Genomic DNA, 26,843 nt, shown 5'->3' on the forward strand with positions numbered 1-26,843 from the left:
AGAATGGTATTAAATATTTAAAAACTCTCTGATCTGAGCTTCTTGCGCCATTGCATCATTAAAACCAACTTGGATAAGGCGTTTGCAATAGTTTTGTTCAAACATAATGTAAGAGGTCAGTGAAGAATCAGAGTCTTTGCCGCTGCCCATCAATCGTAATATAAACTTTAATGCCCACTTTAATTCGTCATAGTGCTCATGAGCTAGTACATGAAAGTTCTGGCTCGGATTGATCAAAAAACTCTCTACTTGTTTTAAATCAGATTGGAAATTTCGCTTAGCTTCAGGAATGAGGCTTACGGTTTTATTAACTCGATGCATACGTTCTAAATCACTGTTTAATGCCTCTGAAAATACCGTATCCATTAAATGACCGGCAATCTCAGCATTAGTTGGCGGTCGATGAAAATCGACCGCATGATGAATAGTTTGTTGTGGTTGCTCTACACCAATAATAAATATTTTTTCGGCGCCTAGATGAATTGGCGTGCTTAATGGTGATAACTGGCTGACTGAGCCGTCACCAAAATGCTCTTTTTTAATTTTTATTGACGGAAATATTAACGGGATAGAGGAAGATGCTAATAAATGGTCGGTATGTAAGGTTGTCTGCACACCTCTACGTTTTGATCTCTGCCAAGGCGTAATGGATTTATCGGCTTGATAAAAGCTAATTGAATCGCCACTAGTGTAACTTGAAGCCGTAATTGCAATTGATGATAAATAACCATTATTTATATTGCCATCGATTCGTTTAAAATCGACTACTTGATTTAACAATACTCGCAAAGGCTCATTGTTTAACAAGCTCATCGCTTTTTTCGGCGCATAGCCTGCCCGATAAGAGCTTAATAAACCATAGAGAATATGGCCAAACACTTTTCTCGCTTTCGAGTGATAAATACTGCTGGTATGCAGGTGATTCCAAACATACTCTAAGCGGCGAATGCCTAAATGATAACAGGATGCATAACACGCTATAGTCGTTGCGTTTATTGCTCCGGCTGATGTGCCTGATATGATCGGAAAGGGAATACCATGATTGCGCGGCATAAACTTGGAAATGGCTTTTAATACGCCAACTTGATACGCCGCACTTGCGCCACCACCAGTAAGTAATAGAGCTGTTTTACATCCTTTGTAACTTTTTTTAGGGCTCATCAATAATACAACTTATTAGACTTTATATGAGATATGTTGGAGCTTATACCATTCTGCACAAAGAATGAGTCACGCAGCATAAAACTATTTCAGCATCGCTCTTGGGGGATTATCAAACCCACGATAACGGCCAAAAATTTAAAGAAGATATAATAACTATCTGCTTCAAATTTAGATTGTTCTATTGCGTTTGATAAGCACTGAGTTGACGATATACTTATGCAAATTTGTATTACGTAACAATTTAATAATGATTTAAATATTTGTCTTTGTAAAGTTATTAGACGGAAAATACAAATGAAAATATTGAAGCTTGCAAAGGGTTTAAAAATGAGCCAACTCTATAAATATCCCTGTTCAGTGGCATTCCTTCATCCCTTAAATTAAAAACGCTGTGCTTAAAGAAGCACAGCGTTTTAGTTATTACTGCCTGTAACCACTATCCGTAGAAGGCGATTATATTTACCCTTGGGTTTTTAAGTAATCTTCATACGAGCCAGAAAAATCGATGTAACCATCATTGGTTAATTCGATAATGCGAGTCGCAAGAGTAGAAACAAACTCACGGTCATGAGAAACAAATACTAACGTACCTTCGTATTTTTCTAAAGCCATGTTTAATGCTTCAATTGATTCCATATCCATGTGGTTGGTTGGCTCATCCATCACTAAAATGTTTGGCTTTTGCATCATCATTTTACCAAACAACATGCGACCTTGCTCACCACCAGACAAAACTTTAACTGATTTGTAAATATCATCAGCAGAGAACAATAAACGACCTAAGTAGCCACGGATCACTTGTTCATCATCACCTTCGCTGCGCCATTGACTCATCCAGTCGAATAAGGTCATGTCGTTTTCAAAGTCAGTGGCATGGTCTTGCGCATAATAAGCAATTTGAGCATTTTCAGACCATTTCGCTGAGCCCGTTTCTGGCATATATTCAACTTCACCCATTAAGGTACGTAAAAGTGTTGTTTTACCAATACCGTTTTCACCAATAACCGCAATTTTTTCACCAACTTCAGCCATCAAGTTGAGGTTTTTCAGTACGTGATTATCACCGAAGCTTTTGCTCATGTTTTCTATTACTAATGAGTTACGGAATAATTTCTTTTCTTGATCAAAACGGATGAACGGCGTTACTCGGCTTGATACTTTAACTTCATCAAGTTTAATTTTATCTAATTGCTTGGCACGAGAGGTTGCTTGTTTCGCTTTAGAAGCGTTAGCAGAGAAACGACGTACAAAGTCTTGTAACTCGCTAATTTGCGCTTTCTTCTTTTCGTTGCCGGCCATTAACGTAGCGCGGGCTTGTGTTGCTGCCAGCATGTATTGATCATAGTTACCTGGGTAAATGCGTAATTCGCCAAAATCTAGATCGGCCATATGGGTACATACACTGTTTAAGAAGTGTCTATCATGCGAGATGATGATCATGGTTGATTCACGTTCATTTAGAATGTCTTCTAACCATTGAATCGTGTGTATATCCAAGTTGTTGGTAGGCTCATCTAAAAGTAAGATATCTGGATCTGAAAACAAAGCTTGCGCAAGAAGTACACGAAGCTTCCAACCTGGGGCTACATCGCTCATTGGGCCAAAGTGCTGACTAACTGGAATACCTAAGCCTAATAACAATTCACCGGCACGGCTTTCTGCAGTATAGCCGTCCATTTCAGCAAATTCAGTTTCAAGATCGGCTACCTTCATACCGTCTTCTTCACTCATCTCAGCTAACGAATAAATACGATCACGTTCTTCTTTAATTGCCCATAACTCGGCGTGGCCCATAATTACCGTATCTACTACCGAGTATTCTTCATAGGCGAATTGATCTTGACGTAATTTACCAACACGTTGGTTAACGTCGACTGAAACAGTTCCGCCAGATTGCTCTAAATCACCACCTAAAATTTTCATGAAGGTTGATTTACCACAACCGTTAGCACCAATTAAACCAAAGCGGTTACCACCACCAAATTTAACTGAAATGTTTTCAAATAAAGGTTTAGCACCAAATTGCATGGTGATGTTAGCTGTTGAGATCAATGGTTATTCCTAAGGTATAAATTTTGTGCGCATTATACGCGAGAAAGCGTGCTAGAGGTAATTTATTTTATTGCTAATTTGTTAAAGAATATAAAATAAAAAAGGGATTAATTATCATCATTAATCCCTCGTCAATTTTGGCCAATATTGTTAATAATTTAACGTGTTGGTTTCTTTTTCGGCTTTTTAAACTGGTCATTGCTAAAACGAGTTAGGCCTTTTTGTGCTGGTTTTTTGCCGTAAGAATTAGCTTTCTTGCGCTGTTGGCCAGGGGACGTCTTATTGCCTGCAGCATTGTTTTTGCCTCGGCGTTGACTGTTTTGTTGTTCACCACGAGTTTCTCTTGGCACTAAACATTCTGGGCCGCTGCCAATTAACTTTTTAGCTAAACCCATTTTAGTAAGAGCATCACGAATAATTGGCCAGTTGACTGGATCGTGATAACGCAATATCGCTTTGTGCAAGCGACGTTGTATTGTACCTTTGGGTACGGGTACTGGCGCATTGTCTTTACGAATTTTATTCAAAGAATCCACTTCGGTATGATAAATAGTCGTAGCATTTGCCAAAGGAGAAGGATAAAAATTTTGTACTTGATCGAGCTTGAAGTTATTACTTTTTAGCCAAAGCGCCAAGTTCACCATATCTTTATTGGTTGTGCCAGGGTGAGCCGAGATAAAGTACGGGATCAAATATTGCTTTTTACCGGCAAGCTTAGAGTAATGATCAAACATTTCTTTAAATTTGTCGTATGAGCCCATGCCTGGTTTCATCATTTTTGCTAATGGTCCATCTTCGGTGTGCTCCGGAGCTATTTTTAAATAGCCACCAACATGATGCGTAGCAAGCTCTTTAACATATTCAGGGTCTTGAATCGCTAAATCATAACGAACACCTGAGGCAATAAGAACTTTCTTAATACCCGGTACTTTGCGAGCTTTACGATACAGTTCAACAGTTGGTGTTTGATCTGTATCCATATGACCACAAATATCAGGCCACACACAAGAAGGGCGGCGACAAGTTGCTTCTGCTTTCGGGCTTTTACAACGCAATTGATACATGTTGGCCGTAGGGCCTCCTAAATCAGAGATAACACCGGTAAAACCCGGTACTTTGTCTTGAATATCTTTTATTTCGTTGATAATTGACTCTTGTGAACGCGATTGAATAATGCGGCCTTCATGTTCGGTAATTGAACAGAATGAACACCCGCCAAAACATCCTCTCATAATGTTAATCGATGTTTTGATCATATCGTAAGCAGGAATTTTGGCATCACCATAACTTGGGTGTGGGATACGCGCATACGGTAGGGCAAATACGCCATCCATTTCTTGTTCATTTAACGGCAATGCAGGAGGATTTAACCAAATAATTCTATCGCCATGACTTTGTACTAAGGCACGTGCGCTGGCCGGATTTACTTCTTGATGAAAAATACGTGACGCATGGGCATACAACATTTTGTTGTTCACTACTTGCTCATAACTAGGCAATTTAACGTAGGTTTTTTCCCACGGCTTATATTTTTTATCCCAGGTTTTGTTTTGATAGTCACTAATTTGAATTGGTACTGCATCTTTCGTCACGTCAACAACTGAAGCGCCACTCGCATTGCTCGTGCCTTCATTTTTATCACAATTACTTGGCGTCATATCTTGATATGGGCTGATAATAGGATCAATTTTACCTGGTCGATCAATGTCACGGGAGTCAATGCCGCGCCATTCTTCAAGTGGTGTTTTACGAATAAAAGCAGTACCGCGAACGTCAGTAATGGTACTTACATTTTCACCGCGCGATATACGGTGGGCAACTTCCACCAGTGGACGTTCTGCATTTCCGTAAATAAGAATATCGGCTTTAGCATCAAATATAACACTACGGCGTACTTTATCTGACCAATAATCATAATGAGCAATGCGGCGTAAGCTGGCTTCAATACCACCAATAACTACCGGAACACCTTTATAGGCTTCCTTGCAGCGCTGGGTATATACCATTACCGCTCTGTCAGGGCGCTTACCACCTTCATTGTTTGGAGTATAGGCATCATCATGGCGCATACGACGCTCAGCGGTATAGCGGTTGATCATTGAGTCCATATTACCGCCAGTAACACCAAAGAATAAGTTTGGTTTACCTAACGTCATGAACGCATCTTTTGAATGCCAATCAGGCTGAGAGATCATGCCAACACGAAACCCCTGTGCTTCCAGCATCCGGCCAATAATAGCCATACCAAAAGAAGGATGATCAACATAGGCATCGCCGGTTACCAAAATAATGTCACAGCTATCCCACCCCAAGTCATCCATTTCTTTTCTAGACATAGGAAAAAATGGCGTTGAGCCGTAGCATTCAGCCCAGTATTTAGGGTATTCAAATAACTCTGTTTTTGGTAATGGGATCATGTAATAGCGTGACCTTTAAAAGCGTTTACGATGGTTTTGATTGCAACCGGAAAATAATCGGGCGGATTATAGCAGACTTCATATTGATTGTGTGGTTAAAAATTGTACAGGCGTTACAAAGCATTACATAAAATGTAAATTTTTGTCTGTTAGGGTGATTGATTTGTACTCTTGTTTTTTGCTTTAATGGCAGCACAAAAAAATTTAAATGAATTTTAAACTATGAAATATCCATTACTTGTTGCTTCAATTAGCGTATTTTTAACGGCTTGTGCGGCAAACGACAGTGCACCAGAAGACGCTGGTAGCACCACTATAAATACTGCAATGACTGCTCCGGTTAAAGGTGAAGCGGTACAAACTGCAGATCAAGACCTACAAATTACTCTTGAAAAAGTAATGTCTGATCCTGATTGGTTCGCACGTTCACCATCATCTTGGTATTGGGGGGATGACAACCAAACGGTATTCTACAAACAAAAACGCTTAGGTAACCCAATAAAAGATTTGTTCAAAAAGTCTTTAACTGTTGAAGGTAATGGCAATAAAGTTGCCTATAGCAATATGCACATTGCCGCCGACGATGGCGCGATTGTTAGCAATGATGGTAAGCAAGAATTATATACCTTTAAGGGCAATGTATTTTTAAAAGACATTGCTACGCAAACCGTTTACCAACTGACGTATACTTCAGCGGTTGAAAGTCAGGCTATGTTTTTAGCCGATGACCGTGTTAGCTATCGTGTCGGCAATGTTTTTTATGCGCATGATGTTAAAAATAATCAGATTCGTGAACTAGCGAACTTGCAAATGATTAACACTCCAGACAGTAAAAAAGATGAACAAACTTATATCGCTAAAGAGCAAGAAAAGCTTATAAACTATGTTGCGTTGCAAAAACGCAATAAGGGCTTAAAAGCGGATGAAAAAAGTAAACTACGTAGCGAAAATGACACCATTACCACGTCGGTATTTTATTTCGGCGCTGGGAAAAAAGTAGTGCAAGCGCAACTCTCACCAAATGGTGAAATGATGGTTGTCAGTGTGGCTAAATCTGAGTCGTGGAGTAATGCTGGCGATATCATGCCAAATTACATCACTGATGAAGCAACTATTGATCCACAAAAAGTTCGCCGCCGTGTATCTGATAACCGTAAATATCAAGAAGATGTGTATTTACTAGATTTAGTAAATGATGCGCAATACTTGTTAGGGTATGATGCTCTACCTGGCTATGATGACGATGTATTAGCATCTGTTAAAGCTGAAAACTACAAACGCGAAGGTAAAGAATACATATCTGAGAAGTCTCCTCGTAATATTCACCTAATGAACAACAGCATTCAATGGCATAAAAGCTCAAACCAAGTGGCCATCATGATGGAAGCTTGGGATAACAAAGACCGTTGGATTGCCACAATCGACTTTGACAACAAGAAATTTGTTAGCCAACACCGTTTACATGATGATGCCTGGATAAATTGGGAATTTAACGATTATGGCTGGTTTGATGAAAGTGAAACGCTTTACTACCAATCAGAAGAGTCTGGTTTTGGTCATCTTTATATAAAACCTGTAGATGGCAAAGCGAAAGCATTAACATCTGGCAACTATGAAGTTCGTGACTTAACTAAAACAGCAGATGAAGACAGCTTTTATTTTCAAGCAAATAAAACTCACCCAGGTATTTATGAAATTTATAACGTAACCGTTGATAGTGCAAAAATTACCGCTATTACAGAATTAGGTGGCAACAATAGTTATTCCTTATCGCCAGATGAAACAAAGTTATTGATTGAGCATTCAACGACAACAATGCCTCCAGAGCTTTATGTACAAGATGTAACTGCTGGCGCAACTGCTAAGCGTTTAACTCATACGGTAACTGAAGAATTCTTAAACATGCCGTGGACAGCGCCAACAATTGTAGAAGTGCCTTCTTCAAATACCAAGCAAGGTGTATTCTCTCGAGTTTATCAACCAACGCCAACAGATGGAGCAAGTGCAACCGTACAAGGTAAAGCAGTAATGTTTGTACATGGCGCAGGTTACTTACAAAATTCTCATTTAGGTTGGTCGGGATATTTCCGAGAATTTATGTTCCACTCGATGTTGGTGCAGCAAGGCTATACCGTTATCGATATGGATTACCGTGCATCGAAAGGTTACGGCCGCGACTGGCGTACAGCTATTTATCGTCATATGGGGAAACCTGAAGTAGAAGATATGCTTGATGGCGTTAATTGGTTAGTTGAAAATGCCAACATCGATAAAGAAAGAGTTGGTGTTTACGGCGGCTCTTACGGTGGTTTTTTAACGTTAATGAGTATGTTCACAGAACCTGAAGTATTCCAGGCGGGTTCGGCATTACGCTTGGTATCTGATTGGACATCATATAATCACGGTTATACGTCAAACATTTTAAATACGCCTGAAGATGATAAAATAGCTTTCGAGCGTAGCTCGCCAATTTATTTTGCCGAAGGCTTAGAAAAACCGTTGTTAATTAATGCGCCAATGGTTGATGACAATGTGTTTTTCCAAGACACCGTTCGTTTAGTACAGCGTTTAATTGAACTTGAAAAACAAAACTTTGAAACCGCTATTTACCCAGTTGAACCGCACGGCTTTGTCCAACCAAGCAGTTGGTTAGATGAATATAGACGTATTTATAAGTTGTTTGAGAACAATTTATAATCAGTAGTTTATGATGATGTGTTCCTAACGGTCTGCATCAGAGTGATAAAAAATCAGGACGCGAAGTCCTGATTTTTTATAAGTAGTTAAAATTCCAACTTAACTCCGAATTTATAAATTCGTCCCAAGACATCATAGGTACTAGGGAAAGTGTTACCATTGTTAAAAGTAGTATCACCGGCCTCGCCACCGACAACTGGAGGATCTTCTTCAAATACGTTGTCTACGCCTAACGTAAATTTAAGATTATCTCCCCAGTAATAGCTGGCAACTAGGTCGATATAATCGACACTGTCCATGGTTCTAAACGCAGAAAATGTGTCATCATATACGGTGGCGTCGATATCAACACTGTCAAGATGACGCCATAACGCCGACACCGTCAGGTCATTCCAAATCCAGGTGGTGCGCTGGGTCCAGTTTAATTCCGGCGCCGGATCACATTGGGTACCAAAGGTGCCCAAACAATCAATTACCGGAGCTAAATCTGAGGCTTTCGATTCCTGGGTCAGGTACTTGTTGACGATAGCAGAAAATTGGAGTTCGCCCCAATCGTTTAAACCAACGCCAAAATTCACACCAATTTCAACGCCTTCTACCCGTTGATAATTTAAATTAGTGGTAAACTGATCGATACCAGAGCCTGAGACTGTCAAGTCGCCGCCGATGCGGTTGATTTTTGCACACTCACTGGCAACACCACCATCGTAACAAGAATCGAGTATTTGTTGTAAAGTGAATTCGCCAATGACATCTTCAATATCGATATCATAGTAATCGACCGAGATAGACCAATCTTTAACCCAATCTGAGGTCCAGACCACGCCAAAAGTAAAGGTGTCGGCCTCTTCTGCGCCTGGCAGGTTATCCGGATCACTGCCTTCAATAGTATTTGCCTGTCCGGAGATAAAATCTTGCACTTGACCTACTTGCGCATCCGTCATACCGGTAGAAATACAAAGGTCGCGTAATCGTTGATCGATATTTGCGGCATTGGCAACCGAGCAGGGATCCAATGCAGCATTATCCAGGCCGGTAACCACCGGGGATGCAATCTCGCCGACGTTTGGTGCACGGGTTGCAGATTGTTGCATTACCCGAATCAATATATCCTCGATTGGGCGCCAGGTTACACCGAACTTCCAGGTATCTACCGAGCCGACAGAATCATAATCCGCTGCCCGATAACCAAACTCGACGTCAAGAGATTCGGCCAAAAATTGACCGTTAAATACCGGCAGGATCCCTTCGAAAAAGTACTCATCGGCTTTATAGCCGCCGCTGATCGGCTGCAAGTTACCACCGGCGCCGCCTTGACAACTCGAAGGCGCTAACTTCAGACATTCATCTGGAGTTAGCGAGCCCGTTTCCTGGCGATGCTCATAACCAATACTCAATGACAGTGGTTCGTCTGCCCATGGGATTTCAATAAAATCAACCGGACCATTAATAATCATCTGAATGACTTCTTGATCATATTTTTGAGTTTGTAGTGCTACAGCCCTGGCATAGCCAGCCATTTCAGGGGTGATGGTACCAAAACCGCCAAACAGGTCGATTGGTACACAGGTCGCATCGCCATTGGCACAAGTTTCCCCATCGGTACTGTCGAGAGCATTTTGAATATTGGTTAAATTGGTATAGCCGTCGCGAATGGTTACCCGGTTCGCTTCACCATACATAAATGAAACATCATATTCCCAATCTTCGTATAATACTCCTTCAACGCCAACTACCAACTGGAACTGATCATTGTCGAAGCGCTCGGTTCGAGCTCCCAACTCTAGCGTACGTCTGCGCAATTGCACTAGCAGGTAATCTTCACTATCCACGACACCATTGCCATTAATATCTTGCCAGTTCGCTCCCGCTCCTTCGGTGGTTAGCAAGTCATTGGCTAAGGCATTGTTACCGGCGTCAATCATAAACTGCTGTGCTTGGTCGCCAATAAATGGATTAGCCAATGGCAGATCAAATGCTTGTCCAAATGTTCCTGAAGGCGCAACCTGTTGATCTACGGTGACATTGGTAAATGTTGCTGAAGTGTATACCTTTGTCTCGTCATTAATATAGTAATGGGCAAGCGCGGTAGCACTATAACGCTCTTGTGGAGTCTGATAATAATTAAACGGGTTAAAATTAAACTGACTACACTCAGTGCCTAAAGTTCTGTCTTCTCTGAACTGTCCGGCAGCAGCAGCACCACCACCCACAATGGCAAAACGAGTAGGCATAGATGTGGTTGAACCACCAGATTCGACAACATTAGGGCCACGACAACCTTCGACCGGAAGTACCGGTGGTTCGCCCGCTAAAAATTGTTCGTAATTCGCCCCAGATTCCGTCTCTATGCCTAGCTGGCCCAGTGCTCGGTCTCCCAAAAGTATCGGTTTTCTTTCCATCCAGCTTAACGACACCGCCACATTGCCGCGATCGTCATCTAGGCTTGAACCTAAGGTTAACGACAGGTTGTCTTTGTCACCATCACTGTCACCAGTTTGCGAGTGAGTATATTCCAGCGCCACGCCCTGAAAATCTTCCTTCATAATAAAGTTCACCGCACCTGCTATGGCGTCAGAGCCATATACGGCAGAAGCACCACCGGTAACCACATCGATGCGATCAATTAGAGCAGTAGGTACGGTTGCGGTATCTACCTGACCATCATAGTTAAATGGCACCATGCGGCGGCCATCCATTAATACTAAAGTCCTTTCTGGCCCTAAGCCGCGTAAATCAACTGTTGCAGCACCGGCAGAGCCGTTATTGACATTTGAGCCATCGCCAGGTGCTGTACTTGGCAAATAGCGCAGTATCTTCTCAACCTCAGGTTCTTGTAAGTAAGCTATTTCTTCCGCATCCATTGATAAGATTGGGCTGGTAGATATGGCCCCTGGTCGACGGATACGGCTACCGGTTACGGCAATGCGCTCAATCTCTTGATCTTCGTCTGCGGCAGGTTGCTCTTCTGCCGAGTGAACCGCGGGGTGAAACAATGAAAAAAATGGTACAACATAAACCATCAGAGTAAGTCGAAACGACGTTGTTAACGTAATTTTAGTTGACATAATATTTCCCTGTGTTGCTTATCGTTATGTTTTACATCGATATTCATCAATAAAATTAGACTAATAATCAATAAAATCAAGCTTGGAGTAGTTATTGCGTACAACGACAGATTTACTTAAGCTCATTTTAGCTACCGCAGAGTGATCATTATTTATGTCGCTTTGTATAAAGACAAACTACACATTTAAGCCATGATCTTTTATAATGCACGAAATATTGATTAATTACCCAATCCGAGTTCTAGATAAATGTTAGAAACTACACTAGCCGTTGATTTTGATTACACTTTTCCTGCAAAGCCTGCTCCGTTAAACGATGCTGAAAAGATCGATTACAAAGGTAAAATCAAACAGTTACTTATCGACAAAAATGCCGTGCTTGTTGCTCATTATTATACCGATCCTGAAATTCAAGCATTGGCTGAAGAAACGGGTGGTTGCGTAGCTGACTCTCTAGAAATGGCTCGATTTGGTAAAGAGCACCCTGCGACTACATTAATTGTTGCGGGCGTTAAGTTTATGGGCGAAACGGCAAAAGTGTTAACACCACATAAAACCGTATTAATGCCAACCTTAGAAGCAACATGTTCTTTAGATTTAGGTTGCCCGATTGAAGAGTTCAATAAGTTTTGCGATCAACACCCTGAGCGCACCGTAGTCGTTTACGCTAATACCTCAACAGCGGTTAAGGCCCGAGCTGATTGGATAGTAACATCATCTTGCGCCCTAGAAATTGTAGAGCACCTTGATGAGCAGGGCGAAACGATCTTATGGGGTCCAGACAAGCATCTGGGTGCTTACATCGAAAAGCAAACCGATGCCGATATGATCATGTGGGACGGCGCCTGTATTGTTCATGATGAGTTTAAAACCAAAGCGCTTAACGACATGAAAGCATTACACCCAGACGCTGCGGTATTAGTTCACCCTGAATCACCACTAGATGTAGTAGCACTTGCTGATGCTGTAGGCTCAACGAGCCAGCTGATTAAAGCGGCGCAAGATATGCCAAATCAAAAGTTTATTGTCGCAACAGATCGCGGTATCTTTTACAAGATGCAACAACTTTGCCCTGATAAAGAGTTTTTTGAAGCGCCAACTGCTGGCGAAGGCGCAACTTGTAGAAGCTGTGCACACTGTCCTTGGATGGCAATGAACGGTTTAAAAGCAATTCATGACTCATTAATTGATGGTGAAGGTAGAGAAATCTTTGTTGATAACGACTTGCGAGAAGGTGCATTAAAATCACTTGGCCGTATGCTAGATTTCTCGGCTAGTTTAAAACTTGCCCAAACAAATAATACATAAATATTCATATTGCTGATAAAAAGTACAAATAGTAAAACAAACAACTAATTGTACTTGCGTATGTGCGGATAATTCCCTAACATACGCGCTGCTTAGCAACTAGCAACTAGCAACTAGCAACTAGCAACTAGCAACTAGCAACTAGCAACTAGCAACTAGCAACTAGCAACAAAATTTAGGTGAGTTGGCTGAGCGGCTGAAGGCGCTCGCTTGGAAAGCGAGTTTAGGTTTATCCCTAACATGAGTTCGAATCTCATACTCACCGCCATTTTTGGCATCCATGCCATGACGGATATACATGACATCCGTGTCATAAACCGCCATATATAAGAAAACGCTTTACTCGCAGAGTAAGGCGTTTTTTTATGGGGTGAGTATGAGATGAGAACGTATGAATTCGAAAAATTTGTCTGGAACAAATTTTCACGCGCTGGCGTGCCCGAAGGGGGAAATATATGGATGTATTTTCTACATATCATAATCCATGTTTTTATCATCCCGGTGATGTCGGCATTCGCAACATCCGTGTTGTTTACCGTTTTTTTTCACATCCCTGTGATGTCGGCATTTGCAACATCCGTGTTTTTTACCGCCATATTCCAAAACCGTTAGGAAAGTAACGTTTTTTGCCCTCAGGTAATTTAATCAAGTAAATAGATTTGTATTTCAATACCTGCTTTGAAATACGCCGTTTTTCTTAAAATACCGCATAGTTAATCCCCACATCATTAGGGATGGGGAGTATAAAAATTACCTTTTAGCCTTTAAACCGGAAAACAAAACGGTCTGTTTTCCCTCTTACCGATGATTCAAATACCATTTTACTGTAATCGTCATTAGCATTTTTAAGAAAATCAGCCTCTGCTTCTAATACAAATCCTGCTTCATTAAATTCATCGCGTACAATTTGATGATGAATACGATGTAGATCTTTATTATGTATACTCGTTCCCGATTCCATATCAATTACTCCTAAAACACCGCCGGGTTTCAATGTCGCTTTTAAGTCTTTTAATATATTTATGCGTTTTTCTTTTGATATATTGGAATAAAAATCGTGATAGTTTAATACAATAGTAACAACATCAATTTGCTTTTTAAGGCCAATTTCATTGAATTCATTTTGGTAATGTATAACGTTATTTAAACGATTATTAGCCGTACGGGCAGCAAACTCTTTAGCAAAACGTCCGTTCATTACTTCTAATATGAACTTATTATTTTGTGCGTATACCTTGCCCGTATCTCCTACTCGGTGAGACAATACTTCGGTGTAATAGCCGCCGCTTGCCAATATTTCCAATACTGTCATTCCTGGCTCTATTCCAAAAAAGTTCATAACTTTATCGGGTTTTCTATTTTCATCTCTCGCTTTATCAGCTTCAGCGCGATCGCTTGATTGCATTGCCGACATAAACTGCTTATCGCTTAAAGTATTAGCTTGTACGAACGAAGTAGCTAATAGACTTACTAATCCTAGTGTTACTATAGATGTGGATAGTGTTTTTTTAGTCATCATTTTTTCTCTCTTGTTGAAGTTCATTATTAGGTTGGTTTGCTTTTAAAATTTAGAATATCTACTTGAGTTAGAGTATTTGGGCGGTTAGAAGCTGATGGATTTAAGGTTTTATTTCTAGATAGGAACATCAAGAGCAATACGCCACTGGCAATATGTCCACTCAAAATGCCTTGGTAAAAATGATCATTGATGGTAATGGCTGCATTGATCACATGCCCAAACTGCATTCCTTGATAATAGTCCTCCTGTAAGGCGTATATCGATCCTATATAGGAAAATAACAACAAGAATACTATTCTGTGAAATATACCTAAAATCAAGGCCTGTGTGGTTTTCCCTTTTGCATTTAGACAAGACTGATACACCATGATACAGCCCATTGAAAGGTAGCCCCAAGATACCCAGATGAAATATCGACTGATGTAATTTGCTACAGTGTCTTGTGAACACAACATTGTTGACAGCAATGGACTATAGAAAAATAGTACCACCGCGATAATTAACTGGATCAGAATAATAGTCGAAAAAGTGATAAAATATGCATGTTGAACTCGCTGCTTATTACCTACCCAAAAATTACTACCGATAATTGCTGGCATTGAAGTTGTTAATACCATGGGAATTAATAGGAATAGTGACTCCATTCTCAAAATAAAGGCGAAAGCGGCAACGTAGGAATAATCAATGTTAGCGGCAATAATTGTCAACAACGCCATACTAATCGGCGTAATTAATTGTTGCAATATAACAATTACCGCATCTTTTTTTGGCGAAGTTAACTGAAATTTTAATTCTGGCAAGCTTGGAAAGGATAATTTCAATTTCTTAATTAAAATGACAAGAGATATTAATGCCAACAGAAGATCGCTAACAACATGCACATAGGCTAACCCTGACAAAGCACTAAAGAAAAAGTCACTTGATGGTAATAGTAATAACAAAGCTAATATACTTTTAACGGTCAACCAGCTAAACATTAAATTACTTGCTAACACCCCATGACCTAAGGCCCTGAATATGGCGTTTACTTGCCAAATTAATGCTAAAAATACCCAGCTAATATATCGAGCTGCCATATAATTCTTTTGTTGATTAACGAGACTTACTTTTTCATTGGTTAAGCTTATTTCTGCCCAATGTTCATTACCCAACAAAGATAATAATTGTTGATTGCTAGCGTAAGCGCATAATGCAAAAAAACTGACTATTAACACTGACATTAATAGTGAAGTCGAAATGACACTAGCAAGATTTGATTTATCCAGACAGTCTGATTTAACTATTTTATTGTTGCTTCTAATACTAAGCCCAATGGCCATTGCTGTCATAGCGGTGGTCAAGGGTAAGGTAAAACCAATGGCCGCAAGCGTATTAACCCCACTAAGAGCGAGTAAGCTCGATTCTAAAAGGTCATACAACAATAACGCTAAGATCGCTCCAAACATTGGTAAGCTTGTTTTCCATATCAAATGTCCAAGCTTATTATTGATAAAACAAAAATTTTCAGGTTTTTCCATCTATATTTATTGGCCACTACTTTTGACATATTATTAATAGAGCGCCCATAAACATTATTTATTTCAAAACAGAATGTAACATTTTATGTCCCTAAGAGCCGTGAACGAGTGGTCCGAAAACAATGTCGATAATTCCTGGTGTAGCTAGGGGGGAGATGCCCAATTGATGGAAGTCCCAGCCAAATATCGTTTCACACAACTTCAACTACCATAGTAATATAACGAAAAGGGTTGTGATAACAATGCTGTTTTTTAGAGAAGGGTTTTGATCCGTTATTCAATTAATATTGGGTTAATTTATAGGTTTTCAATGGTACAAAAATAGTGACTACTAACAAATGTAATTGACTGATGAGTATGCTGAATTGATACTTAGTTAGATAACATATAAGGCTCCATATTAAGGCATTTAAAATGCCAATAAGCAGCGATAAATTGGAACCGAATTTTTATAGTGTGACAGGCAGTTTGTGCCAAGAATAGTCATTTAAACTTAAATAGAGCCATACTTTTTTTGTTTGAGTTATGTGCTCTTTATAAAGACTATTGTGCGTTTAACACTGACTTCTCTGATGGCCATTCTACCAAAGGTGCAGAACGTCTAAAATCAGTGTTTAAGAGTTTGCAGAAAGTTTAAGATGGGTTGAACGTAAAGATAATATGTAAAATGTGGTCTAATATGTATATAAATTCAAAGGGAGAAACTCATGAGTTTATACAAAAACAGGCCTGTATCCAGGTTATTTCCACTCGTCATTATGTTCAGCCTTATCAGTACGTCTCTTTTAGCCGATCAAATTCCGGATCCTGATGTATCCCAAAAAGCCGCAATTGATAAAATGCATCACAAACTGCATATAGATCAGGCCCCCTTTAAAGCACAAGAAGTGCAGGCACTTAAAGAACTCAATGAAATGACCATCCTTGATGATGCTAAACTTGAAAAAGTTCATGTCAAGATTGATGAACTCATGGCGGCAAAAACACAGATCATGCGCTTGAGATACGAACACCTGATCGAAATGCGTGCGATTCTTTCTGATGCACAAAAAGTTCCATACGACAAGAACGTATTAAAGCGATCGGCTGTTAAGTAATAAATAATCAGCCCTTGGAGTGAAAATTATCAATGAAAGGAGAAAGTCTTTTCCATTTAACTGGGAATTTTATGTCAAATTCGCCTCATTTATTTTCATCTACTAAACTTAGGTTTTGCTTTATTTATTGAGGTCCAAAATGGCTAAGCACAATATTTCACGCCGATATTTCTTAAGCGCATCAGCAGCTTTGGCATCATTGTTTTCCACATCCCTAATTGCTAAAGAAATTAATCCTACAGCTAAACAACAAGAGGGACCTTACTACCCAAAGCATAAACAAGCTGATAAAAATGCAAATATGAATCAAGTTGATGGCAATAACGGGCATGCCAATGGAGAAGTAATAACTATACATGGACGAGTCATTGATACTGACGGTTCACCAGTTGGCGGTGCTCTAATTGACATTTGGCAAGCGGATAAAAATGGCAGATACTTACATGATGACGCACCCAAGTCGTCACCGATTGATGCCAATTTTCAGTATTGGGCTCAATTAAAAACCGACTCGAATGGAACGTATAGTGTAAAAACAATTAAACCAGGTAAATACCCAGCAATGGGGGATTGGGTGAGACCACCACATATTCATTTTAAAATTGCTCGAAGGGGGTTAAGAGAACTTACAACACAAATGTATTTTGCCAATGAACCTCTCAATGAAATTGACAAGCTCTATCTAGAAACTCCCGAAAAACACCGAGCCTCTATTGTTGTTGATTTTAAAGAAGGCCAAGGATCATTTAATATCGTTTTGGAAAAAGTATAAAGTTATTTTCTAGTATACGTATTTAGTATTAATAGCTGATGAAAATGTTTACAGCTAGGGTTTATGTTTTAGTATCAATCTTTATTTCCAATAAAATAAAAGGCTAAGGTCTCAGCTTATTAGCAAATTCAATTCTACTGCGGATACCACAGTTGAATCGATATTCTGCTAATTCTATTGTTCTAAAGCAGCTCTACATTCGCAATTGTTATGCTTATCGGCCGGCAGCGTTAGTCGTAGCTTTTCAGCTATACTGATAGTTTCAATGTTTAAAAGGAACGGCTTTGCTGGTAACTATTAGTGATCTAACTCATTGGGTGAGTGATGGCACAAATAAACGCCGGGTGCTGTCAAATTTGTCCATGCAACTTGAGCAGAATGAATGCATCGCGCTAATGGGAGATAGTGGCTGCGGTAAAACGACGTTGCTTAATTTAATCGCCGGACTTGAGCCAATTCAACAGGGCGAAATAAAAGTAGCAGAACTTGAACTGCACCAAGCGAATGAAAGAGAATTAAGTAAATTGCGTAAACAACAACTTGGCATTATTTTTCAGCAATTTAATTTACTCTCCAGTTTGAAAGTTAGCGATAATGTCGAGTTTTCAGCTCGCTTAGCAAATAGGTTGGAACCAAGCTTAAGCAAAAGGCTGATCAGAGAATTAGGTATTTACCATTTACTCGATAAATATCCTAACACCTTATCTGGTGGGGAAATGCAACGAGTTGCTATTGCCCGTGCATTAACTGCTCAACCGCAATTACTATTAGCTGATGAGCCCACTGGCGATCTCGATGAACGAAATAGTGATCTTGTGATTGCGCAATTAATCAAATTGGTAAAGTCTCAGCATACTGCTTTGTTGATGGTTACTCATAGCGAGCATGTTGCGCGGAAAATGGACAAAGTGTACCGCCTTAGTGACGGTAAACTCGAGCTGCTTGTTCACTTGTCGGCAGGTTAATGACTAGTATTTTACCCATCAAAAATAGTGAACTTGGCTTAGTCATTAAAACCCTGTTAGCTGAATATTGGCAAAAGCCGCTGCTTAATCTCGGATTTATCATCAGTCTTGCTATTGCGACCAGTACCTTGCTCGCGGTGCTGTTATTAAATCATGCTAGTAAACAGCAATATCAGCAAGCGGATAGTCGTTTAGGAAGCCCCGTGGCTTTTCATATAATGCCGATTGAAGGCAGGGCGGTTAGCAAACAAGATTTTGTCCAGCTAAGACGACAAGGATTTAGCGAAGTTAGCCCGATCATTTCTTTTCGTAAAAAATTTGGCGATGGTAAATGGCTTACGTTCAAAGCAATGGATTTATTAGCGTTAAGTCTAAGAAACCCTGAAAGGTTTGACAGTACCAATGTGTTAATACCGAAAGCATATGCCAGTAGGCTTGGTCTGAAGTTTAACCATGAGTCGTATCTGGCGAAACTTAATTTAGCCAATAAACAATCGTTACCCATACGACAAATTGACGTTGCCGATTGGGGCATGACGGCGCTGGTTGATATCGCCCTTGCGTGGCAACTTTTCCCCGAGATCAAAGGCTTTAGTTATCTGCTAGTTAGCCAATTAACCGAGAAGAGAAGGGCAAAGCTTGAAAGTAGTCTGCCTGAACATTTGATTTTACAACCAAGTTGGTCATTGCAACAGCGTGAAGGCTTTGCCGAAGCCTTGCACCTGAACCTTAGCGCGTTGGCAATGTTAAGCTTTGTAGTTAGTCTTTTCATTGCTTTTCAGGCAGCAGAGCAAGCGTGGCAAAATCGTAGCTGGCTAAGCGCGCAACTGCGGTTGTTTGGTATTGGTTTATCCGCCGTTAGACAGGCAATGTTGCTTGAAGCTTTGCTGTTAATTCTCTTAGCCAGTATCTTGGGCACCATAATCGCCATAACCATAGTCAGCGTACTCTTGCCGGTGCTTGGTTTAACGCTGAATCAGCTATATCAGCTTAAAGTCAGTGGTCATTTTGACTGGCATTGGCAATACGTTGGCTGGTCTTTATTGATTTCATCTTTTGCTGTACTGATGTCGCTGCTTAAACAAATTATATTGATGAATCGTCGCGATATTGCCTTTTTGAGTAAATCAAATCGCCTTAGTTTCTCTTATTCGGCTATTGGCATTACTGGGGGGGTATTGCTGTTGGCATTTGCCTTTTGGCCAGAAAATAATTGGCAACAGATCATGATGAAATTTGGCATATTATTAATCGCCACAGTCGCTTTATTGCCTTTGATGCTTAAGGTGTTGATTCATTTATTGCTGTTGTTATATAAAGTGAAAATCGACCTGAATTATCGCCTTAGTTATGTCCTGCAAGACACTGGAAAACAAATTGCTCGTCGCTTTTTACCGCTGGCGGCCTTTTATTTGGCATTAACAGCAAGTATCGCTGCTGCATTGATGGTGAACAGCTTCGAAATAGCATTTATTAAATACCTAGATAAACAGCTAAATGAAGACCTTTATATCCGTTTTAATCGAGGAGAACAACAACGCATAGAGATGTGGTTAAAACAACAACCGCAAATAAAAGAGTACTTATTATACCAACATGGCATCGTTAATGTTGGAAACGATAGCGTGGCAATTACTACCTATCAATCGCCGCTGCAGCTTGCCTCTGTCGTGATGAAAACTACCGATATGCCAAGGAGTAAATTTGCCAGTAAAATAAATCCTTCAACAGCTTTTACTGATGAAGATAATGTGTGTTTGATCAACGAACAACTGGCACTAGCACACCAACTTGAGATCGGTGACATACTTGTCATTGACCAAGGTGCCAGGCACCTAAACTGCCAGATCAGAGCAATATATTTTGATTATGGAAATCCAGCTTTTGAAATTACCCTACCACTACAATTAGCACAAGAAAACTTATCCGGACTAATTGCGAAAAGCTTTGGCGTGTTTTTCTATCATTATACTGCTGAATCAAAACAAAAGTTGAGCAACGAATTAGCTTTGGATGAAAGTCAATTAATTGAACCCGCAGAGATCAAATCTATGGCCATGACTATCTTTAGTCAAACCTTTGTATTGACCAAGGCGATAGCATTTGTGTTGCTCACTATAGCTTGCTTTGGTTTATTCTTATCGGCTAAAACGGTTGAATTAGCCCGAAAGGGTGATTTGTTCATGCTTGCCAGCCTAGGTTACAGCAGAGTCGAATTGTTTATCCATATGCTTGGCCAATGGTTGCTACTGGTTATTGGTTGCATTTTACTTAGTTGGCCAATGGCAATTGTGTTAGCCAAGGTGTTGGTTGGTAAAGTTTTACCGGTCTCTTTTGGTTGGTCAATGCCCTTAGTGGTTGCGGCTAGCCCTTTTGTGAATGGCAGTTTGATTGCTTTGCTATGTTTATTACCCGCGTTAGTTATTCCACTTTATCAACTTAGAGAAAGCGTACAGAGATGAAACGACTATTAGTAATTTTATTCTCGTTAATTTACTTAACTGCTTGTGAGCAATCAACAATGTCTAACCGTCATGTTCTCACTCGTTTGGCAGAACAAGATGATCGTTATGAACGGCCAAAACCTGAAAATTTGCTTCTTTTTCCTGATGCTCATAGCCCACAAAAAAACTATCGTCATGAGTGGTGGTATTTAACTGCAAATTTGCAAACTGAGGATGGTCAGCGTTTGGCGGCGCAATGGACACTATTTCGGACCTCTGTAGCAAAGCGTCATTGGTATTTCGCCCATGGCGCAATGGCCGATACAAAACAGCATATGAACGCTTTTCGAAGTGGCCGTGAAGAGTTTGGTAATGTTACTTTCACCGTTAATCCATTTAGTGCTCAAATTGATGATTGGGCATGGCGCTCATTATCTGGTTTACTACCGGCAACGTTGAAGTTTGGCGATGTTCAGTCTCCTGAAGTTAACTGGCAGGCCGAACTTTCATTAACAAGCTCTATGTTAAAGCTGCCAAGCATAACGCCAAAGTTGCCCTTCTTCCTGCAAGGGCAACAAGGGTTTAACCGTAAACATGCAAGCCGTAATATCGCTTCCCATTATTACTCACAACCCTTTATCGATGTTAGCGGTCGAGTTTTCTGGCAGGGAAAATGGCAAAGTGTTTCAGGTGATGCTTGGTTCGATCGGGAATGGGGTAGCCAGTTTTTAGCACCAGATCAACAAGGATGGGACTGGTTTTCACTGCGCCTCGATCCAAATACAGCGCTGATGGCGTATCGTATTCGCTCGCATAGAGAGGATTATATTTATGGTAACCTGATGTATCGTAACGGCCGTAGTCGAATTCTGAGTGGTGATGACATTAAACTGATCAGCATAACCAATGCAGATGATACTTATCCGAGTACTTTCAAGTTGATAATCGCAGCTGATGATGTTGATATTGAGATCAAAATAGTTAATAAAAAACAAATTAACCAGTTTGGTATCGAGTACTTTGAAGGGATGGCTACCTTTACCGGCAGCCATCAGGGTGAAGGTTTTGTTGAAATGACGGGCTATCGTTAATCAAAATTATGACTGTGCCACATAGGTTCCTTGCTACTCATATTGACTAGTCCAGCGATAAGGTAACAGCATATAGCCAGACTCAGCAAACCGCTAATACCAAGAGCCATAGCAACAATGGGGGCTAGCAGTACGCCCATAACTGAGGCAAACCCGTTAATTCCCCAGCACCATGCCACCTGTGAAGGATGCTGACCGGCAAGTCGGTTAAGACCATAGGGCAGAAACAGCCCCAAGGGAAAGGCCAAACAACAAATCAGCACTGAAACTACAACAATATGGCTTAAAGGTGACCAGTTTAGTGTCGCTTGAAAGAAACTATCAATCATTGCAAATGACCCAAATAGACATATTGCGTAGGCAAAGATAACCACTAATAGGCTTTTCGCCGAAAATGCTTTTGAGCCGAGCGTCAAGCTACCTAGGCCACTACCAAGCAACATTGCACTCAACACAATAGCGAATGCACTGGTTGGAGAATTAAGCAGCAAAGTAACTTGTTGCAACAGGGCAATTTCAATAGCCATAAAGCCTATGCCCAGACTACTGAAATATACAAGTGGCGTTACGCTCGACATTGCTCGCCTTGCTTTTTGACGCTGAAAACACAGTGGTAGTATGATAAAAAACAATGCCACTACTGATAGCAGTAACAATGAAGCTAGGCTTAATAAAAAACCCCAGCCAACCAATCGTGGCCAATCTTGGTTTAGCGTTTGCTTTAACTGGTCAATTTTTTGCCAGCGAAAGCTATGATACAGGTAAGGTTTATCATCATTGGTTGGAGTAATATCAAATAGATATTCTTCGATGAATTTGTCTCTATCTTCACCCATAAGCGCTATGATGCTGTCAAAATACGATGTGCGAGAGTTGATATGATAAAGGTTGCTTTGATTTCTCTTTAGTCCAGGTAAGGTGACCAGATCAAATCGCCAGCGCTGGCTCCAACTTACAATTTTTTCAATCTGCGCTGTGTTGAACGGACGGGGACTGATCATCAGCACTATGGTGCGCCAATCACGAATAACCACCAGGTTACTCCTGACAGAAAGTTGTTTTTCTGTGAGTAGCTCAATGAGCGTATTGATGACCCGCAAATTGTCTTTGGGCACGGGGGCCATGAAATTGCTGATGGTCAAAATGCCATGCTCGCTTAGTTGTTCAAACATGGACCTTAAACCTTGTCGGGTCATGATAAAATTAGTTTTTGTTGCGGCAGTCCCTACTCGGTTGCTGCCCACAGAGGCGACAATCAGATCAAATTTTTTATTGGTTGCGGCAATATAGCGACGGGGAGCAACTGTTTTTATCTTAACCTGTTGGGGAAGTATTTCAGGCGTTTTTCTGTCGGCTCCAGTTATGTTCATTGCCTTTAAAGCATCGAGTAATGTTGAAATGTTTTTATTGCGATCGAGTAAAGTGATAGATTTCGCTTCGTGCCAATAGGCGGTCCAGCTATTCCAACTGGCATTTGTTCCCAGTAATAATACCGCCGGCGTTGTGTTGAGGAGTTGATAAGGGGCTGCGTAGGCAGATTGCATAAATAGTTCTCGGCTTGTTTCCCTTTCAGCATCCAGCAATAATGCTGTCGCATTATCACCATCAACAAATAACTGCCATTGTGGCAAAGTTGTTAGCGTCGAGTTTATGCTCAGCCCTGGAGATGCATGTTGCGCAGATGTGGTTAATAGCGATAGTCTTGAATGAGCCGAATCTTGCTGCCATAGCAGCCTGGCATCTGCCTCATTTTGACGAACACTGAATTCCTTAAATGAATTAGCCTGAGTGCCCCATTGCAATTGTTTCTGTGGGAACAGTAATAGCAGCACTATGGGCAATGCCAGCACTACTTTAGCCCTGTTGCTGCTGGTAGTTAGCAATAATGCCAGAATAACCAATAACGGGCTGAGCAATAAAGCAAAAGAAAAATAATCAAACTCCAGTATTACCAGCGCTAATATAGCCCCCAGTGCCGCACCAAAAAGATCTGCGCCATAGAGTTTGGCTATTGATCCTGGCCAGCGCATAAACGTGATGGCGATATAAAAGGAGGTCAGCAAAAAAGGCGGCAGCCACGAGCAGGCATAAAGCAACAAATACAAATACTGAGTTGGATACCAGGGTAATGCAAGCATATTTAGTGGCACAAAACTGGCCAACATTTGACTTACCGGAAAACTAGCCACAATAGCCAGGGTAGTGAACAATTTTATTCGTAAGTAATGATAACTAATAATTTTGGCAAATACGGCGGCCAAACTACCGGCAATACCAAAGCCAAGCAGGGCGATGCCGATAATCACGGCAATTAGATGATGCCAATGTGCAATAGCTATATGGCGGCTTAACAGTATTTCAAAATTCAATAGGGCTGCGCTGACCAAGCCTAACGCGATGATGGTTGTGTATTCGGTGTGCCTATTAACGTTATTACCACCTGTTTCACTCAATGTGTTCATTAAATTGTAGATATTACTAATAGCTTGCTTGATGATTTTGTCATTTAAAGACCCTGCCAGTTAAAGGGACAAAACGTACCGGCAGGATCGAGCGGGTTGTACTCTTGCCATGCAGATCTTTTTCTATCAGTAATAACTGCTGGTTTCCCCAAACGGGCCCTACAGGTATCACCATACGTCCGTTAGGCTTTAATTGTTTTAGCAAGGGGGGAGGTATATGGGCTGCGGCCGCAGTGACCATAATGCGGTCAAATTTTAGTTCGCCCGGCCAACCATAGTAACCATCACCGTGCTGGTGTTTAATTTTCAGCAGCCCTAACGTCTGGAACGTTTCTTGAGTACGTTTTGCCAAAGGACTGATAATTTCCATAGTGTATACCTGTGAAGTCAATTCAAACAAAATTGCGGCTTGATAACCGGATCCTGTACCTATTTCAAGTACGCTCATGCCTGATTCTACCTCGGCTAGTTGCGACATTAATGCCACAATATATGGTTGAGAAATCGTTTGCCCGTATCCGATTTTCACCGGCGAATCTCGATAGGCATTTTTATGCTGATCTTTTGGCATAAAACGATGTCTAGGTACCTTACGCATTGCATTAAGCACACGCATATCCTCAACCGCTAAACCGAGGCCGCGATATTTTTGGCTAAGGGTGTCCACCATTGCGTTTCTTTGTTGTTGAAACTGAGTTGCTTCAGGGTATTGATGATTAGCAAAGACGGACGCTGGAAAACTGACTACAATCATTGCCAAAACACACAATGGGTTCATTATTTTCATCGACTTTTGCTCTTAAATATATTGCAGGTACCAGTTAAGTGTAGCAAAAGAAATAATTATCATTGCTGATCATTGGTTAGTTTAATCTTTAACTCAGCCCAAATAAAATATGAGCCAAAGTGAAAACTAGACATTAACACCGCATAAATCCATTCAATAATATTTCACGTTCGAGGCTGTTGGTACGTGAGTAGGAAAAAGATAAACTGATAAAGCCTAATGCGAGTATGGAAACAACAACGACAAGTTAATTGGCTATCGCCATATTAGTCTGTTTATTGCCAGATTAGCGAGCCAATTCAATTCCGCCAATGGATGCTTTAAAACAATAATTGTTGGTAATGAAGAGTTTGGTGCCGATAGGCTAAACTGTTTGTATATCTAACGTATTTACGCAGAATAAAACTGTTAGGTAAATTTCAGTTTATTAGGAGGGGAGTCATGAAAGAATTTATCCAGTCCTTGCCTAAGGTGGAACTTCATCTTCACCTTGAAGGCACGCTTGAGCCAGAACTGATGTTTGAACTGGCAAAGCGTAACCATATTGATATCCCGTTCAATTCAATTGCCGAAGTTAGGGGGGCATACAGTTTCCATAATCTTCAGTCATTTCTCGACATTTATTTTCAAGGCGCAAACGTACTTATCAATGAACAAGACTTCTTTGATCTGACCTGGGCCTATTTGCTGCGCTGTCAAGACGATAACGTGTTACATACGGAAGTGTTCTTTGACCCTCAAACACATACCGAACGAGGGATCAGCTTTGAAACCGTTATAAATGGTATTCATCGGGCACTTGTACAAGGCACAACTGAGCTTGGGATCAGTAGCAAGTTAATTATGTGTTTTTTACGCCATCTGGATGAAGAGTCAGCCTTTAAAACATTGCAGCAAGCGCAGCGGCATCAAGATAAAATTGTCGCTGTTGGTTTGGACTCAAGCGAAATTGGCCACCCCCCGGCTAAATTTGAGAGAGTATTTAAACAAGCCATAAACCTAGGTTTCTTAACTGTTGCCCATGCTGGTGAAGAAGGTGAAGCAAGTAATATCAGTGAGGCATTGAACTTGTTGAAAATCTCGCGTATCGATCATGGCGTTCGCTGCTCAGAAGATGAAGAACTCGTTAAACAATTGGTCAGAGAACGCATACCTCTAACCGTTTGTCCGTTATCCAATATCAAACTCAAAGTATTTGACAGCATGGAACAACACAACATTGTCGATCTGCTACGAAGAGGGGTATGCGTCACAATTAACTCTGACGATCCCGCCTACTTTGGTGGTTATATGGTGAATAACTTTTTAGCTGTGGTTAATGCCCACCCGATCAATAAAGCTGAAATTGCTCAATTTACGTTTAATGCCATTGAGGCAAGTTTTGTTAATAAACATGAAAAAGAGCGCTTACGAAAAGTGACACAAAGGTATTTAAATTTATATCAATAACCTTTATTTTATTTTTTGTAGTGGCTCAATTATT

The 26,843-nt window shown here is 40.6% G+C and carries 16 protein-coding genes and 1 tRNA gene; 9 read left to right on the plus strand and 8 right to left on the minus strand.

Features of this window, described 5'->3' with window-relative positions; translation table 11 throughout:
* Positions 1-9 precede the first annotated feature (9 nt).
* From RI844_RS00670 to RI844_RS00680, 3 genes are all read right to left on the minus strand, one after another.
* Positions 10-1,161, minus strand: a complete 1,152-nt coding sequence (locus RI844_RS00670; RefSeq protein WP_348396561.1) for a patatin-like phospholipase family protein — start codon at positions 1,159-1,161, stop codon at positions 10-12.
* 462 nt (positions 1,162-1,623) lie between these two features.
* Positions 1,624-3,216: an ABC-F family ATPase gene (locus tag RI844_RS00675; RefSeq protein WP_348396562.1), complete on the minus strand. Its 1,593-nt coding sequence runs from the start codon at positions 3,214-3,216 to the stop codon at positions 1,624-1,626.
* A 158-nt stretch (positions 3,217-3,374) separates the two neighbouring features.
* A complete protein-coding gene (locus RI844_RS00680; protein ID WP_348396563.1) occupies positions 3,375-5,633 on the minus strand; it encodes a YgiQ family radical SAM protein in 2,259 nt (752 codons plus the stop codon).
* A gap of 222 nt (positions 5,634-5,855) precedes the next feature.
* Between RI844_RS00680 and RI844_RS00685 the strand changes: the two genes are divergently transcribed.
* Positions 5,856-8,330: a S9 family peptidase gene (locus RI844_RS00685; protein ID WP_348396564.1), complete on the plus strand. Its 2,475-nt coding sequence runs from the start codon at positions 5,856-5,858 to the stop codon at positions 8,328-8,330.
* A gap of 86 nt (positions 8,331-8,416) precedes the next feature.
* Here the strand turns inward: RI844_RS00685 and RI844_RS00690 are convergent, their stop codons facing one another.
* Positions 8,417-11,398 (minus strand): TonB-dependent receptor domain-containing protein, encoded by a 2,982-nt coding sequence (locus RI844_RS00690; protein ID WP_348396565.1) that lies wholly within the window; start codon positions 11,396-11,398, stop codon positions 8,417-8,419.
* 249 nt (positions 11,399-11,647) lie between these two features.
* Between RI844_RS00690 and nadA the strand changes: the two genes are divergently transcribed.
* Positions 11,648-12,706 (plus strand): quinolinate synthase NadA, encoded by a 1,059-nt coding sequence (nadA, locus tag RI844_RS00695; protein ID WP_348396566.1) that lies wholly within the window; start codon positions 11,648-11,650, stop codon positions 12,704-12,706.
* A gap of 178 nt (positions 12,707-12,884) precedes the next feature.
* A tRNA-Ser gene (locus RI844_RS00700) sits at positions 12,885-12,974 on the plus strand.
* Between the two features lie 489 nt (positions 12,975-13,463).
* Here the strand turns inward: RI844_RS00700 and RI844_RS00705 are convergent.
* Together RI844_RS00705 and RI844_RS00710 are read right to left on the minus strand one after the other, a co-directional pair.
* Positions 13,464-14,225, minus strand: a complete 762-nt coding sequence (locus RI844_RS00705) for a class I SAM-dependent methyltransferase (protein ID WP_348396567.1) — start codon at positions 14,223-14,225, stop codon at positions 13,464-13,466.
* A gap of 26 nt (positions 14,226-14,251) precedes the next feature.
* Positions 14,252-15,670: an MATE family efflux transporter gene (locus tag RI844_RS00710; protein WP_348396568.1), complete on the minus strand. Its 1,419-nt coding sequence runs from the start codon at positions 15,668-15,670 to the stop codon at positions 14,252-14,254.
* A 779-nt stretch (positions 15,671-16,449) separates the two neighbouring features.
* On the opposite strand from RI844_RS00710, the gene RI844_RS00715 reads away from it, so the two are divergent.
* The 5 genes from RI844_RS00715 (at position 16,450) to RI844_RS00735 (ending at position 22,111) form a co-directional block, all read left to right on the plus strand.
* Complete coding sequence (locus tag RI844_RS00715) at positions 16,450-16,839, plus strand: Spy/CpxP family protein refolding chaperone (protein ID WP_348396569.1); 390 nt, start codon at positions 16,450-16,452, stop codon at positions 16,837-16,839.
* A 139-nt stretch (positions 16,840-16,978) separates the two neighbouring features.
* Entirely contained in the window at positions 16,979-17,611 is a 633-nt protein-coding gene (locus RI844_RS00720) for a protocatechuate 3,4-dioxygenase (RefSeq protein ID WP_348396570.1), read from the plus strand.
* A 284-nt stretch (positions 17,612-17,895) separates the two neighbouring features.
* Positions 17,896-18,576: an ABC transporter ATP-binding protein gene (locus RI844_RS00725; protein ID WP_348396571.1), complete on the plus strand. Its 681-nt coding sequence runs from the start codon at positions 17,896-17,898 to the stop codon at positions 18,574-18,576.
* Entirely contained in the window at positions 18,576-21,038 is a 2,463-nt protein-coding gene (locus RI844_RS00730) for an ABC transporter permease (protein WP_348396572.1), read from the plus strand. Before RI844_RS00725 ends, RI844_RS00730 begins: the two co-directional genes overlap by 1 nt.
* Complete coding sequence (locus RI844_RS00735) at positions 21,035-22,111, plus strand: lipocalin-like domain-containing protein (RefSeq protein ID WP_348396573.1); 1,077 nt, start codon at positions 21,035-21,037, stop codon at positions 22,109-22,111. Before RI844_RS00730 ends, RI844_RS00735 begins: the two co-directional genes overlap by 4 nt.
* Here the strand turns inward: RI844_RS00735 and RI844_RS00740 are convergent.
* Positions 22,108-24,573: a hypothetical protein gene (locus RI844_RS00740; RefSeq protein WP_348396574.1), complete on the minus strand. Its 2,466-nt coding sequence runs from the start codon at positions 24,571-24,573 to the stop codon at positions 22,108-22,110. The genes RI844_RS00735 and RI844_RS00740 overlap by 4 nt on opposite strands.
* 40 nt (positions 24,574-24,613) lie before the next feature.
* On the minus strand, positions 24,614-25,351 hold the full coding sequence (locus RI844_RS00745; RefSeq protein ID WP_348396575.1) for a protein-L-isoaspartate(D-aspartate) O-methyltransferase: 738 nt from the start codon (positions 25,349-25,351) through the stop codon (positions 24,614-24,616).
* 450 nt (positions 25,352-25,801) lie between these two features.
* On the opposite strand from RI844_RS00745, the gene RI844_RS00750 reads away from it, so the two are divergent.
* Entirely contained in the window at positions 25,802-26,809 is a 1,008-nt protein-coding gene (locus tag RI844_RS00750; protein WP_348396576.1) for an adenosine deaminase, read from the plus strand.
* Positions 26,810-26,843 lie beyond the last annotated feature (34 nt).

The sequence above is a fragment of the Thalassotalea fonticola genome, assembly GCF_032911225.1.
In the GTDB taxonomy this organism is placed as follows: Bacteria; Pseudomonadota; Gammaproteobacteria; order Enterobacterales; family Alteromonadaceae; genus Thalassotalea_A; species Thalassotalea_A fonticola.

What these genes read in the sequence shown, in the direction of transcription:
- RI844_RS00740 (WP_348396574.1), bottom strand. Translation starts at nt 24,573, where the DNA reads ATGAACACATTGAGTGAAACAGGTGGTAATAACGTTAATAGGCACACC.
- RI844_RS00745 (WP_348396575.1), bottom strand. Translation starts at nt 25,351, where the DNA reads ATGAACCCATTGTGTGTTTTGGCAATGATTGTAGTCAGTTTTCCAGCG.
- RI844_RS00705 (WP_348396567.1), bottom strand. Translation starts at nt 14,225, where the DNA reads ATGATGACTAAAAAAACACTATCCACATCTATAGTAACACTAGGATTA.
- RI844_RS00720 (WP_348396570.1), top strand. Translation starts at nt 16,979, where the DNA reads ATGGCTAAGCACAATATTTCACGCCGATATTTCTTAAGCGCATCAGCA.
- RI844_RS00735 (WP_348396573.1), top strand. Translation starts at nt 21,035, where the DNA reads ATGAAACGACTATTAGTAATTTTATTCTCGTTAATTTACTTAACTGCT.
- RI844_RS00715 (WP_348396569.1), top strand. Translation starts at nt 16,450, where the DNA reads ATGAGTTTATACAAAAACAGGCCTGTATCCAGGTTATTTCCACTCGTC.
- RI844_RS00670 (WP_348396561.1), bottom strand. Translation starts at nt 1,161, where the DNA reads ATGAGCCCTAAAAAAAGTTACAAAGGATGTAAAACAGCTCTATTACTT.
- RI844_RS00710 (WP_348396568.1), bottom strand. Translation starts at nt 15,670, where the DNA reads ATGTTTGGAGCGATCTTAGCGTTATTGTTGTATGACCTTTTAGAATCG.
- RI844_RS00685 (WP_348396564.1), top strand. Translation starts at nt 5,856, where the DNA reads ATGAAATATCCATTACTTGTTGCTTCAATTAGCGTATTTTTAACGGCT.
- RI844_RS00750 (WP_348396576.1), top strand. Translation starts at nt 25,802, where the DNA reads ATGAAAGAATTTATCCAGTCCTTGCCTAAGGTGGAACTTCATCTTCAC.
- RI844_RS00730 (WP_348396572.1), top strand. Translation starts at nt 18,576, where the DNA reads ATGACTAGTATTTTACCCATCAAAAATAGTGAACTTGGCTTAGTCATT.
- RI844_RS00680 (WP_348396563.1), bottom strand. Translation starts at nt 5,633, where the DNA reads ATGATCCCATTACCAAAAACAGAGTTATTTGAATACCCTAAATACTGG.
- nadA (WP_348396566.1), top strand. Translation starts at nt 11,648, where the DNA reads ATGTTAGAAACTACACTAGCCGTTGATTTTGATTACACTTTTCCTGCA.
- RI844_RS00690 (WP_348396565.1), bottom strand. Translation starts at nt 11,398, where the DNA reads ATGTCAACTAAAATTACGTTAACAACGTCGTTTCGACTTACTCTGATG.